The 13,924-nt window shown below is 37.6% G+C and carries 11 protein-coding genes and 1 other annotated feature; all 11 genes read right to left on the bottom strand.

The window, feature by feature from the left end; genetic code table 11:
* Positions 1-25 precede the first annotated feature (25 nt).
* The 11 genes from rpsG to rplK all read right to left on the bottom strand — a co-directional run bounded on the left by rpsG (position 26) and on the right by rplK (position 13,770).
* A complete protein-coding gene (gene rpsG / locus BN1225_RS11060; RefSeq protein ID WP_041139884.1) occupies positions 26-496 on the bottom strand; it encodes a 30S ribosomal protein S7 in 471 nt (156 codons plus the stop codon).
* A gap of 42 nt (positions 497-538) precedes the next feature.
* Entirely contained in the window at positions 539-952 is a 414-nt protein-coding gene (gene rpsL / locus BN1225_RS11065; RefSeq protein WP_041139885.1) for a 30S ribosomal protein S12, read from the bottom strand.
* 209 nt (positions 953-1,161) lie between these two features.
* Positions 1,162-2,976 carry a glycerophosphodiester phosphodiesterase family protein gene (locus BN1225_RS11070; RefSeq protein WP_041139886.1) on the bottom strand — a complete coding sequence of 605 codons (1,815 nt, stop codon included), beginning with the start codon at positions 2,974-2,976 and terminating at the stop codon, positions 1,162-1,164.
* 96 nt (positions 2,977-3,072) lie between these two features.
* Positions 3,073-6,741 carry a DNA-directed RNA polymerase subunit beta' gene (rpoC, locus tag BN1225_RS11075; protein ID WP_041139887.1) on the bottom strand — a complete coding sequence of 1,223 codons (3,669 nt, stop codon included), beginning with the start codon at positions 6,739-6,741 and terminating at the stop codon, positions 3,073-3,075.
* 14 nt (positions 6,742-6,755) lie between these two features.
* A complete protein-coding gene (gene rpoB, locus BN1225_RS11080) occupies positions 6,756-10,451 on the bottom strand; it encodes a DNA-directed RNA polymerase subunit beta (RefSeq protein ID WP_041139888.1) in 3,696 nt (1,231 codons plus the stop codon).
* 136 nt (positions 10,452-10,587) lie between these two features.
* Positions 10,588-11,184: a class I SAM-dependent methyltransferase gene (locus tag BN1225_RS11085; protein WP_041139889.1), complete on the bottom strand. Its 597-nt coding sequence runs from the start codon at positions 11,182-11,184 to the stop codon at positions 10,588-10,590.
* On the bottom strand, positions 11,181-11,441 hold the full coding sequence (locus BN1225_RS11090; protein WP_041139890.1) for a hypothetical protein: 261 nt from the start codon (positions 11,439-11,441) through the stop codon (positions 11,181-11,183). The genes BN1225_RS11085 and BN1225_RS11090 overlap by 4 nt, the downstream gene beginning before the upstream one ends.
* A gap of 58 nt (positions 11,442-11,499) precedes the next feature.
* A complete protein-coding gene (gene rplL, locus BN1225_RS11095) occupies positions 11,500-11,874 on the bottom strand; it encodes a 50S ribosomal protein L7/L12 (protein WP_041139891.1) in 375 nt (124 codons plus the stop codon).
* A 19-nt stretch (positions 11,875-11,893) separates the two neighbouring features.
* Positions 11,894-12,412 (bottom strand): 50S ribosomal protein L10, encoded by a 519-nt coding sequence (gene rplJ / locus BN1225_RS11100; protein ID WP_041139892.1) that lies wholly within the window; start codon positions 12,410-12,412, stop codon positions 11,894-11,896.
* Between the two features lie 38 nt (positions 12,413-12,450).
* Positions 12,451-12,572 (bottom strand) — a sequence feature (ribosomal protein L10 leader region).
* A 12-nt stretch (positions 12,573-12,584) separates the two neighbouring features.
* On the bottom strand, positions 12,585-13,271 hold the full coding sequence (rplA, locus tag BN1225_RS11105) for a 50S ribosomal protein L1 (protein WP_041139893.1): 687 nt from the start codon (positions 13,269-13,271) through the stop codon (positions 12,585-12,587).
* An 82-nt stretch (positions 13,272-13,353) separates the two neighbouring features.
* Positions 13,354-13,770, bottom strand: coding sequence for a 50S ribosomal protein L11 (gene rplK, locus BN1225_RS11110; protein WP_041139894.1), 417 nt, complete (start codon positions 13,768-13,770; stop codon positions 13,354-13,356).
* Between the last annotated feature and the right edge of the window lie 154 nt (positions 13,771-13,924).

The following is a 13,924-nucleotide window of genomic DNA, read 5'->3' on the forward strand; positions in this document are numbered from 1 at the left end:
CCTTTCTAAATTGTTAATGAGAATATTACCAACGGAAATGTGCAAATGCTTTGTTTGCTTCTGCCATTTTGTGAGTATCTTCTTTTTTCTTAACTGAAGCACCAGTTCCATTAGATGCATCAATAATTTCGTTAGCTAAACGATCTACCATTGTATTTTCGTTTCTTAAACGAGAATAGTTTACTAACCATCTTAATCCTAAAGTAATTCTTCTTTCAGGTGATACTTCAACTGGTACCTGATAGTTAGCTCCACCGATACGTCTAACTTTAAGTTCTAATACCGGCATGATATTGTTAATCGCTTTATCAAAAACTTCCATCGCTGGAGTTTGTGTTTTCGCTTCAATTTTAGTAAATGCATCATAAAGAATGTTTTGTGCAACACCTTTTTTACCATCTAGCATAATATTGTTTACTAATTTAGTAATTAATTTTGAATTGTATACTGGATCTGGTAATACATCTCTTTTAGCAACATGACCTTTTCTTGCCATTGCGTCTTCCTCCTTCCAAAGATTAAATATCTATTTCTAAGCTTATTGTTTTGGTTTTTTTGCTCCGTATAAAGAACGTCCTTGCATACGATCTTTAACACCAGCACAGTCCATAGTTCCACGAATGATATGGTAACGTACCCCTGGTAAGTCTTTAACACGTCCACCACGAATTAATACAACACTATGTTCTTGTAGGTTGTGACCAATTCCTGGGATATATGCTGTAACTTCCATACCATTAGATAAACGAACACGGGCATATTTACGTAAAGCCGAGTTAGGTTTCTTTGGTGTCATTGTAGCAACACGAGTACAAACTCCACGTTTTTGTGGTGCAGCAACTTTAGTAGGTCTCTTAGATAAAGAGTTATATCCTCTATTTAATGCTGGAGATTTTGATTTTGATACTTTATCACTACGTCCTTGTTTTACTAATTGATTAATTGTAGGCATTTCTTATCTCCTTTCTTGAACTAAACACACATTACCAGGTGTTTCAAATTCAATTGTTATTTTTATGCTCAATAACGAGCACCTTTGACATTGTATTATAAATATTTCATAGTGTCAACCTAAAATTTAAAATTTTTATTGAAAAATTCCGCTTTTTATCTATTTATGCAAAAACGGATCATTAGTAAGTATGATCCGTTTATCGATTCTTATTCATCTAATAACTGTTTATAGAAATTCCGCAATTCGTTGTCACTGGCAAAAACTTCTTCACGTGCTTTGATCGGATGATCGGTAATCATCGCATCTCCGTCCAATCCGATACAACGCTGCATGTCCCCTTCGGTATTAACCGTCCAAATATAAACATCTTTTCCTGCCAAATGCACCTTTGCTACTTCATCTTTACTTAAATAGGTTTGTTCTAAAGTGAAGAAATCAGCTGCCGGCAGCTTCCAATATTGTCCATAGCTCATCGAAATGATAAATCCACACTGCATATTGGGATCGATCGCTTTAACACTTTCCAAGATGGAATAATCCAAACAATGAATTTGAACATCCTTGCTCATGCCGGTTTTTTTCACAACTTCCATTGTGGCTTCAGCCAAACGCTGATCATGCCCATTCGGTTTAGGTTCAATTAAGACTTTGATACGGCCACGGCACAATTTTAAAACATCTTCTAAGGTAGGCACTGTAGCAGAGGCATATTGACCGTTAAAATCATTTCGACTGTTGACATGTAAGGTTTGCAGTTCTTCTTTAGTCCATTCCCAAACATTGACATCCTGATCAAAGATACGTCCTAAACTGCTGTCATGCGTGACCATCACTACGCCATCCTTTGATTCCTGAACATCGAGTTCTATGTAGTCTGCTTTAGCATCAATCGCGGCGATAAATGCTGGCAAGGTATTTTCTGGTGCGACAGACGAATAACCGCGATGAGCAATAATCTTCATTTTATTGCTGGCTAAGCTTTGATCCCAATCTCCTTGTCGAAGTGAATTCATGGAAATCAGATTGACAAAAAAGACGCCTGCCACAAAAGCTGCCAATACCCCTATTGTTAAGAACCCATTTTGAATCTTTCGGTGCTTTCGGGTAGGTTCAATTGCTTTCGGCAATTCTTCTTTTTTCTCTTCACGTAATCGAAAATAGAGCTGAGATACATAAGCATACGTTGTAAACATTGCCAATGAATTGGAAAAAGAAGTAAAAATACTTTCCAGTGAATCTGTAATCGTCAGATACATGGCGCCTTTTACCCCTTGTGGATAATAGTGATTGACTACTAGGAAAACTAAAGCTGAAATTCCTGCAGAAATCAATGTAGTCACCAAAAAAACAAGCAGTGTTAATAAAATGTAATCCCAAATCATTTTAATACGGTGCTTTGCACTTAATTTCCAACTGGCAATCATTGATTTTAAACCACCGTAGCCATCCAAAGTAAAATACTGATATGTAAATAAAGTGCCTAAGGCAAAGACGGATAATAAAATAAGTGTACCATAATAAAGTATTTCCAGTCTAAATGGCAATGCTTCGGTGATAAAACGAGGCAGTTCTAAATTACTGATAAAGCTGGAAGTCAAAATCAATTGTGTAAACGGAATAATGACTACCGTAAAAGGAATCAATATCCAATTGCGTGGTGACAACAGTTTTTTAGAACGAGAAAAGCCCTGTTTAAAAAGCTGAATGATCCCCAATTCTTTATTTTCCCTTGCCTGATTGAAACAGATTGCTAAGCAATTGAATTCAAAGATCATGACAACTGCCATCACAATGATTGCCGTTATAATAAAGAACATCATTCCCGGTGACGTGGCAATCCGATATATATTAGTACTGCTGATATAATTAATTTTAGTTAAACTCAGCCCTATATTAAGCCAGCCGTGAAGCAAGGGAATCAGAATCAATGATCCCAGCCCCTTATAGAATATTTCAAAAAGAAATAGGACCCGCCAGCTCTTCAATGTCAGTTTGAGTGCATTTCGAATGCTCTTTTTCATTTTATCGCTCCTATCTACTCTTTCTATTCTACACATTTTTAGACAAACTTTCTACTTTCATTAAAAGAAATAAAAAAGAGCGGGTTTCTCCACTCTTTATGCATTGATTTGTGTTTCTTCTGCTTCAGATGTTTCTTCATTCAATCCTTCATAATCGAAATCTTCATCATCTTCCATCATATCTTCTACCAGTTCCGCTTTATTTGGATCTACTAACGGTCCTCTTAATCCAGTTCCGGCAGGCAATAATTTACCGATAATAACGTTTTCTTTTAATCCGGCTAAATGATCTACTTTTCCTTTGATCGCTGCATCAGTCAAGATACGTGTTGTTTCTTGGAATGAAGCGGCTGATAAGAATGAATCTGTTTCTAATGAAGCCTTTGTAATCCCCAGCAAGATTGGACGGCCAACTGCCGGACGTTTTTGCAAACGCAGAGCTTCTTTATTTAATTCAGTGAATTGTGTCACGCTGACATGGATACCCGGTAATGTTCCTGTATCTCCGCCTTCGACGATTGACATCTTTCTTAACATCTGTTTGATGATAACTTCGATATGCTTATCTGAAATCTCGATCCCTTGAATACGGTATACTTTTTGTACTTCTTTTAAGATATAGTTTTCAACAGCTTTGATATCGGCTACCGCCAATAATTCTTTTGGATCGATTGAACCTTCGGTAATCTTTCCACCAATCTTCACTTCGTCTCCGGTATTGACTCTTAACTTAGCACCATAAGGTGTTAAATAGCTTCTTGTTTCAAGATCGTTGCTGACCACCACTTCCGCACGGCCATCATGATCTAAGATTGTTGTGACAACCCCTTCGATTTCAGAAATAATTGATTTTGCTTTCGGATTACGGGCTTCAAACAACTCTTGAATACGAGGTAACCCCTGAGTGATATCGGCACCACCGGCAACTCCACCCATGTGGAATGTACGCATGGTTAACTGTGTCCCTGGTTCACCGATTGACTGTGCTGCCATAATACCGATTGCTTCACCGATTTCAACTTCGTTTCCAGTGGCTAAGTTACGTCCGTAACACTTCTGACAAACACCACGTTTAGCATTACATCCTAATACTGAACGAATTTCTACTTCCTTTACTCCGGCATTCACAATTTCCGTTGCCATTGCTTCTGTAATTAAAGTATTTCTTTTGACAATGACCTCTTTTGTTTTTGGATGCAGGATATCTTTTTGTGTATAACGTCCTACTAAACGGTCATATAACGGCGCAATGATTGAGTTATCTGATGTATCATATAAGTCCGTTACGATAAATCCTTTATCTGTTCCACAGTCCTCTTCTGTAATAATGACATCTTGAGCAACGTCAACTAAACGACGTGTTAAATATCCTGAATCGGCTGTTTTTAATGCAGTATCGGTAGATCCTTTACGGGCACCATGGGTAGAAATAAAGAATTCTGATGCGGTTAACCCTTCACGGAATGAAGATTTGATAGGCAATTCGATGGTTTCTCCCTTAGGGTTAGACATCAGCCCACGCATCCCTACTAACTGCGTAAAGTTTGAAACGTTACCACGGGCACCAGAGTCTGACATGATGAAGATTGGGTTCAATGGATTGCTTTCAAAGTCTTCTTTTACGACATCCTGAACACGATCTTTAACATCGGTCCATAAACTGATTACCTGTTGTTTACGTTCTTCTTCCGTTAACTTACCTTTACGATAATATTTTTTAATAACCTCTAATTGTTCATCGGCTTCATCGAATAAACGATATTTTCTTTCCGGTACTTGGATATCATCTGCCGAAACGGTAATTCCGGCGATAGTTGAATAATAGAATCCTTGATCTTTCATTTTATCCAGCATGACGCTTGTATCGGAAATTCGGTTTGCTTTAAAGGCAGCATTGATGATATTTCCCAAAGCCTTCTTATTTAAAGGCTTGATAATCGGTTGATTTTGAATATGTTCCTTAATGTTCGTTCCCATTGGCACAAAGAATTTATCCGGTGTACGAATTAAGTTCTCTGATGATGGTTCATTGATGAATGGGAAATCCCCATTAAAGATCGTATTGAAGATAATCTTCCCTACACTGGTAATTAGGAATTTTTCATTTTGTTCTTTTGTGAACGTGACATTGTTCATCGCTTTTGCCGGAACTGCCACACGTGTATGCAAATGTACAGCTTTCGCATTATAGGCTAGCAAAGCTTCATTAACATCCTTAAAGACGCTTCCTTCACCGACTGCTCCCGCTTTTTCAAGTGTTAAATAATAGTTTCCTAATACCATGTCCTGAGAAGGCGTAACGATAGGCTTACCATCTTTAGGTCCTAAGATATTGTTAGACCCTAACATCAATTGACGTGCTTCTTGAATCGCTTCATCTGATAAAGGAACATGGACTGCCATTTGGTCCCCATCGAAATCGGCGTTGAATGCCGGTGTTACCAATGGATGCAGACGGATTGCACGTCCTTCTACTAATTTAGGTTCAAACGCTTGAATTCCTAAACGGTGAAGTGTTGGGGCACGGTTCAATAATACCGGATGCTCTTTAATGACTCTTTCCACGATTGGCCAGATCTTATCATCCATTTTATCGATTAAACGTTCTGCAGCTTTAATGTTTGTTGCTAACCCATCGCTCACTAATCCAGAGATAACAAATGGTTTAAATAAGTTCAATGCCATCTCACGAGGAATTCCACATTGATACATTTTCAAGTCAGGTCCTACGGCGATAACTGAACGTCCAGAGTAATCAACACGTTTACCTAATAAGTTCTGACGGAAACGTCCCTGTTTCCCTTTTAATGTATGTGATAGTGACTTTAACGGTCTGCTTCCTGCACCGGTAATCGGTTTAGAACGACGTCCATTGTCAATCAAAGCATCGACTGCTTCCTGCAACATACGTTTTTCATTTTGTACGATAATAGAAGGTGTTCCTAATTCCAATAGTTTTTTAAGACGATTGTTACGAGTAATGACACGACGATATAAGTCATTCAAATCACTTGTTGCAAAACGTCCACCATCTAATTGCAGCATTGGTCTTAAATCAGGAGGAATAACCGGAAGAACATCCATGATCATCCATTCTGGTTCATTTTGTGAACTTCTGAAAGCTTCGATTGCTTCCAAACGTTTTAATAATTTAGCACGACGCTGTCCTTGTGCTTCTTTTAATTCTTTGGTCACATTGGCAAATTCAAAATCAAGATCTACTTTTTGCAGTAAGATTTTAATTGCTTCTGCTCCGATTTTTGCTTCAAAGTTGTTGCCGAATTTTTCGCAACAGTTACGATAGTCTCTTTCAGATAAAACTTGCTTATACTCTAATGGTGTAGATCCTTTATCAGTTACCACATAAGATACGAAGTAAATGATTTCTTCTAATTGTTTTGGTGACATATCCAAGATTAATCCCATTCTTGAAGGGATTCCCTTTAAATACCAGATATGTGCGATCGGTGTCGCTAATTCAATATGTCCCATACGTTCACGACGTACAGAAGATTTTGTGACTTCAACTCCACAACGATCACAAATTACACCTTTATATCTTACTTTCTTGTATTTACCGCAGCTACATTCCCAATCCTTAGAAGGACCGAAAATTCTTTCACAGAATAAACCGTCCTTTTCCGGTTTTTGAGAACGATAGTTGATTGTTTCCGGTTTTTTGACTTCACCATAAGACCATTCACGAATTTTTTCTGGAGAAGCTAACCCTATTTGTATCGCTGAAAATTTATTAACATCTGCCATGGTTAATTCCTCCTCTATTCATCTTCGTCTTCAAAATTATCTTCTTCATCAAGGTCGTCATCAGTTTCCTCATCATCGAATTCTAACTCGATATCCAAATCCATATCTTCTTCTAAAATATCTTCATCATCTTCAAGATCCGTATCTTCAACGACTTCCTCTACGACTTCAGTTACGCCATTATTGACGTCTTCAATTGAAGTTGGGAATCTTCTTTCCTCTTCTTCAATCTTTCTCATATCAATTTCATTGCCATCATCATCCAATAAACGAACATCTAATGCCAATGCCTGCAATTCTTTCTTTAATACTCTGAATGCTTCAGGTAATCCCGGTTCAGGTAATTTTTGTCCTTTAACGATCGCTTCATAAGTTTTCACACGACCGACAACATCATCGGATTTAACTGTTAAGATTTCGCGTAATGTATAAGCGGCACCATAAGCTTCCAATGCCCAGATTTCCATTTCCCCAAATCTTTGTCCACCGTTTTGGGCTTTACCACCAAGCGGCTGTTGTGTAACTAATGAGTAAGGTCCGACTGAACGGGCATGTAATTTATCGTCAACCATGTGGGCTAACTTAATCATGTACATGATTCCGACAGAAATTTTTGAATCGAAGTAATCTCCTGTTTGACCACTGATTACCCATTGTTTACCATCTTTTGCCATTCCGGCTTCTTCCATGATGTTTTCCAAATCATTACGATGCAAACCATCGAATGCTGGTGTTGCAATATATAATCCTAATTGTTTAGCAGCATATCCTAAATGCAATTCCAATACCTGTCCGATGTTCATACGGCTTGGTACCCCTAATGGGTTTAACATGATATCAAGCGGTGTTCCATCTTCTAAGTGCGGCATATCCTCAACTGGTAAGATACGAGAGATAACCCCTTTGTTACCATGACGCCCAGCCATTTTGTCCCCTTCAGAAATTTTACGTTTCTGAACGATATAGACTTTAATGACTTGGTTTACTCCCGGCTGTAAGTCATCTCCATTTTTTCTTGAGAAAACTTTGATATCATGAACAATCCCAGCTCCGCCATGAGGAACTCTTAATGAATTGTCTTTTACTTCTCTTGATTTTTCACCGAAAATAGCTAACAACAATTTTTCTTCTGCTGATAATTCGGCTTGTCCTTTAGGGGTTACTTTCCCAACTAGGATATCGCCTTCTTTTACTTCTGCCCCGATCATAATAATTCCGTTTTCGTTCAAGTTCTTACGAGCGTCTTCCCCAACGTTTGGAATATCACGTGTAATTTCTTCTGGGCCTAATTTTGTATCACGGCATTCAATACTGTATTCTTCAATATGAATAGACGTATATACATCTTCCTTCACCAGTCTTTCAGACATGATGATGGCATCTTCATAGTTATAACCATTCCATTCCATGAATCCAACTAAAACGTTTTGTCCTAATGCCAATTCTCCTTGTTCCATAGCTGGACCATCGGCGATGACTTCACCTTTAGCTACTCTTTCTCCTACTTTAACGATTGGAGAATGATTGATACATGTTCCGGCATTGGAAATATAGAATTTCAGCAGACGATATGTTCTTGGACCGTTTGCTTCTTCAATAATCACTTTTTTAGCATCGACATAAGTGACGATACCTTCTTCTTTAGCCACAACGGCACTACCAGAGTCTCTTGCTGCCTGATGTTCCATTCCGGTTCCGACAAATGGCGTATGCGGTTTTAATAAAGGAACTGCCTGACGCTGCATGTTGGCCCCCATCAAGGCACGAGTCGCATCATCGTTTTCCAAGAATGGAATACAAGATGTTGCAACAGAAACGATCTGTTTAGGTGAAATATCGATAAAATCGACTTCTTCACGTTTAGCCATGATGTTTTCTCCCAAGTGACGGGCAATCACCTGTTCATCTAAGATTTCTCCATCTTCACTTGTTCTTACGTTTGCCTGTGCAATAACGTAATTCTTTTCTACATCTGCTGTTAGATAACGCACATCACTTTCATTGATAATCGCGTGATTTACTTTACGGTATGGTGTTTCAATAAACCCATAATCATTGACTTTTGCATAAGATGCCAAGGTCGTAATCAAACCGATGTTTGGACCTTCCGGTGTTTCAATTGGACAGATACGGCCGTAGTGAGAACTATGAACGTCACGTACTTCGTATCCGGCACGATCACGGCTTAATCCCCCTGGCCCTAAAGCTGAAAGACGACGTTTATTCGTTAATTCGGCTAATGGATTGATTTGGTCCATGAACTGTGATAACTGACTTGAAGAGAAGAACTCTTTCATCGCCGCTGTCAATGGACGAATATTCGTTAAAGACTGTGGTGTTGCTGAATCGCCTTCCGCTAAAGACATTCTTTCACGAACGACTCTTTCCATTCTTGATAAACCGATTCTGAATTGGTTTTGAATCAATTCACCAACGGTACGTACACGTCTGTTTCCTAAGTGGTCAATATCATCCAGTAATCCTAAACGCATCATATATTTAATACGGTCATCTGTCGGATATTGTAACTCATCAAAAATATCCACTAAGTTAAACATATATGAATAAGCTGCCAACATATCAGAAATGGTAATAAATTTACTGTCTAAAGATAAATCCGTACCGATAATACGCATTTTCTTTTGTTTTGTATCATCTACCCAAACGTCCACATACTGAATAGTTCCATGAGAATTCATTCTTTCATTTGTTTTAACGCTGGTCTGATGTGCCCCTGCTTCAAATACTGCCTGTAAACGATCTAATTGATCTTTATCGATAAAAGTTCCTTCTTTTAATACAACATTGCCATCTACATCAACGATGTCTTGAGCTAATACACGTGTATAAAGACGGTCTAATAAGCTTAATTTTTTACCAAATTTGAAACGTCCGGCACTAGCCAAATCGTATCTTTTTGGATCGAAGAATTTTGTGAATAATAAATTGTTTGCTCCGTCTAAAGTAGCCGGTTCACCAGGTCTCAATTTATTATAGATTTCAATTAATGCTTCTTCAGTGTTATGTGTTGGATCTTTCGCTAGAGTATTAGTGATATATTCATGTTCACCAAACACTTCAATGATATCTTCATCGGTTGAAAGACCTAAAGCACGAAGTAAGATCGTCCCAGGGATCTTTCTAGTACGGTCAATACGCACATTTAATACATTTTTAGCATCATTTTCAAATTCTAACCAGGTACCACGTGACGGAATGACACTTCCGGCAAAAACAGTCTTCCCGCTTTTGTCCACTGCATCATTAAAATAAGCTCCTGGAGAACGAACTAATTGAGAAACGATAACACGTTCTGCTCCATTGATAATAAAGGTTCCTCCATCCGTCATTAATGGAAAATCACCCATAAATACTTCATTTTCTTTAATTTCACCGGTATTGGTGTTTACTAAACGTAACGTAGCTCTTAACGGTGCCGCATAGTTAGTATCACGATCTTTACTTTCATCAGCAGAGAATTTCTCCTGATCAAAATAACAATCCACAAATTCTAATGATAAAGTTTCATTGTAATTCTTAATAGGATATATATCATGAAAAACTTCCTTGATTCCTGTTTCTCTAAACCAACGATAAGAATCCGTTTGGATCTCAACGAGATTAGGTAATTCCAAAGAACCACTGATTCTTGAATAATTACGACGAGTTATTCTGCTTTTTTCGCGCGTTTTGTTTTGTTCCACGTACATCCACCCCTTTAAAGTTCTCTATTTCCATGTTTAGGTAGCATAAAAATCCCACTTTTAAACATTAATAGGCATTTTAATATGCTAGCACAAGTTTTTCCATAAGTCAAGCACTTCAATGTCAAAAGTAGGATTTTGTTTATTCTTTCTTTGATTTTAAGATATAATACCCTTTATCTTTTTTAACGATCTCACAATTGCCAAATACTTCATTCATTTTACTTTTGGCACTGGGAGCCCCTTGTTTTTTCTGAATCACGATCCACAGTTCACCGTTTTCATTCAGATGCTCATAAGCTTTCTCCAAGATCTGATGAACCACTTCTTTTCCCGCACGGATCGGTGGATTACTCACAATCAGATCAAACGATTTTTCTACATTTTCATAAATATAACTTTTATAGATTGTCACATCTTGAATATTATTGGTCTCTGCATTTTTCCTGCATAAATCTAATGCCCGTTCATTGACATCCACCATCTCCACTTTCAGCCATGGGTAAACAGTTTTCAAGCAAACCCCAAACGTTCCATAGCCACAGCCCACATCAAGCAATGTTGCTTTTGTTTCATCTGCCTGAATGGCATCTAATAATACCCGAGATCCATAATCTATCATCGCTTTTGAAAAAACACCGTGATCACTGGTAAATTTCAGTATATGTCCCCGATAGTCAAATTGAAAAACAACAGGTTCACTGATTAAATCTGTATTATCTGTATAATAGTGTTTCATGACTTCCCTCCATTCTTTTCAAAGTAAAAAGTCCACAGTCCTCCAATAAGAAGAATATCTACACCAATAAATAAAATAGCTGTTATACATTGTCTTTCTAAGATCATTTCGATACTTAAAGACAGTATACCCAAAATAATAAAACCATATAAGCCTATGATGACGAATAAAATCGGATAACGGACCCATTTTGAAATTTTCTTATTCTTTGTCATGTACATGACAAACTCTAACAATAATTCACCAATCCATTCCATTTTCATTTTCTCATTAAACAAAAGAGTCCTAAAATTAGGACTCTTTATTTTAAATAAATTATTTAACTTCTACAGTAGCTCCAGCTGCTTCTAATTTTTCTTTGATTGATGCAGCTTCATCAGCTGAGATGTTTTCTTTGATTGTTCCAGGTAATTTGTCAACTAAACCTTTCGCATCAACTAAACCTAATCCAGTGATTTCTCTTACAGCTTTGATAACTGCAACTTTAGTAGCTCCAGCTTCAGTTAATGTAACAGTTACTTGTGCAGGTGCAGCATCAGCAGCAGCGTCTCCACCACCAGCAACAACAGCTACAGGAGCAGCAGCAGTTACATCAAATTTTTCTTCGATTGCTTTTACTAAGTCATTTAATTCTAAGATAGTAGCTTCTTCTAAGTAAGCTAAGATGTCTTCATGTGATAATTTTGCCATTTTTCTTTTCCTCCGTTAATTAAGCTTCTTGTGCAGCTTCTTCAGATCCGCCTCTTGCGTCTGATACTGCTTTTACAACACGTGCAAATTTACTGATTGGTGCTTGTAAGCATCCAAGGAACATAGAGTACATACCTTCTCTGTTCGGTAATTTTGCGATTTCTTTCATTTCGTCTTGACCTAAGACTTTTCCTTCAACGATCCCAGCTTTGATCACTAATAAATCATTTTTCTTAGCGAAGTCAGCTAAAATTCTTGCAGGCGCTACAGCATCGTTTGTTCCGAATGCGATAGCGTTAGGTCCAACTAATTGAGAATTAATTTCTCCATACCCTAAGCTTTCAGTCGCTCTTTGTACCATTTTGTTTTTGTAAACTTTGAATTCAACGTTTTCTGCTCTTAATGCTCTACGTAATTCAGTTACTTCAGCCACTGATAGACCACGGTATTCTACAACAACAGCAGATTGAGCGTTTTGAAATTTATCAGCGATTTCAGAAACGACAACTTTTTTTGCTTCAATTGCTTGTGCAGACATTGTTACACCTCCTATTAAATTTTTAATATATGCAACAATATATCCTAATAAAAACCCTCAGATTGCTCCGAGGGTTATGTCAGCGTTAAAAAACGATAACACCTCGGCAACATAATTAAACTTTCGTCGTTGCTGTCTACGGTATATTGGTTGCGTCTAGTTTGTTTGCTAATTAGATAGCAGTTGCTACTTTGATGCTTGGTCCCATTGTTGATGAAACCGCGATGTTTTTCATGTAAACACCTTTAGCACTAGCTGGTTTAGCTTTTACTAATACATCATAGATAGCCATATAGTTTTGTACTAACTTTTCAGCATCGAAAGATGCTTTTCCGATTGTTACATGAACATTTCCTTGTTTGTCAGTACGGTATGTTACTTTACCAGCTTTTACTTCGTTAACAGCTTTAGTAACATCCATTGTTACAGTTCCAGTTTTAGGGTTAGGCATTAAACCTTTAGGTCCTAAGATACGACCTAATTTACCTAATTCAGCCATCATATCTGGAGTGGCGATCATAACTTCGAAGTCTAACCAACCTTTTTTGATTTCTTCTAAAACTTCGTTTCCGCCTACTACGTCAGCTCCTGCAGCTTTCGCTTCTTCAGCTTTAGCGCCTTGAGCTACTACTAATACTTTTTTAGATTTTCCGGTACCGTTAGGCAATACGATAGCACCACGTAACTGTTGATCAGCATGACGTGTATCTAATCCTAATTTGAAAGCAACATCCACAGTTGCATCAAATTTAACCGTACTTGTTTTCTTTACTAATTCGATCGCTTCTTCGATTGAATAAGCTTTTCCTTTTTCGATTAAAGCTTTCGCTTCAACGTATTTCTTACCTTTCTTAGCCATTTTGCTTCCTCCTTAAGTGGTAATAACGGATCATCCTCCCACGAGGTTGTTATATCCTTAACTTTTTAACTTTACATCAAGATTAAAACGCTTCTACTTCAATACCCATATTACGTGCAGTTCCGGCAACAATTTTCATTGCTCCTTCGATATCATTAGCATTCAAATCTGGCATTTTGTATTCAGCGATCTCTCTTAACTTATCAGCTGAAAGAGTAGCTACTGTTTCTTTTCCAGGGTTGCTAGATCCTTTTTTAACTCCACAAGCTTTTAAGATTTTTTCAGCTGCTGGTGCTGTTTTTAATACAAAGGTAAAATCTTTGTCTTCAAAAACAGTGATGACAACTGGTACTGTTTCACCCATACGATCTCTAGTTTGATCATTGAATGCAGTACAAAATTTAGGCATTTGAATCCCTGCACCTGCTAATGCCGGTCCCGGTTTCGCTTGTCCTGCTTGGAATTGAATCTTAACTGTTTTTAATACTTTTTTACTCACGCGACACACCTCCTATAAAATTTGTCCGTGCTGTGGTCAATCGGACATTGTCCTTCCACGCTTGGTTAACACATACTGTGCCGATTACTTATTTTACATTAAATCGTGTAAAATGCAACACTTTTTTTCATTTTTTTCAATTTTATTGATTGTT

Origin of the sequence: Beduini massiliensis, assembly GCF_000829905.1 — a bacterium.
GTDB classification, from domain to species: domain Bacteria; phylum Bacillota_I; class Bacilli_A; order Erysipelotrichales; family Coprobacillaceae; genus Beduini; species Beduini massiliensis.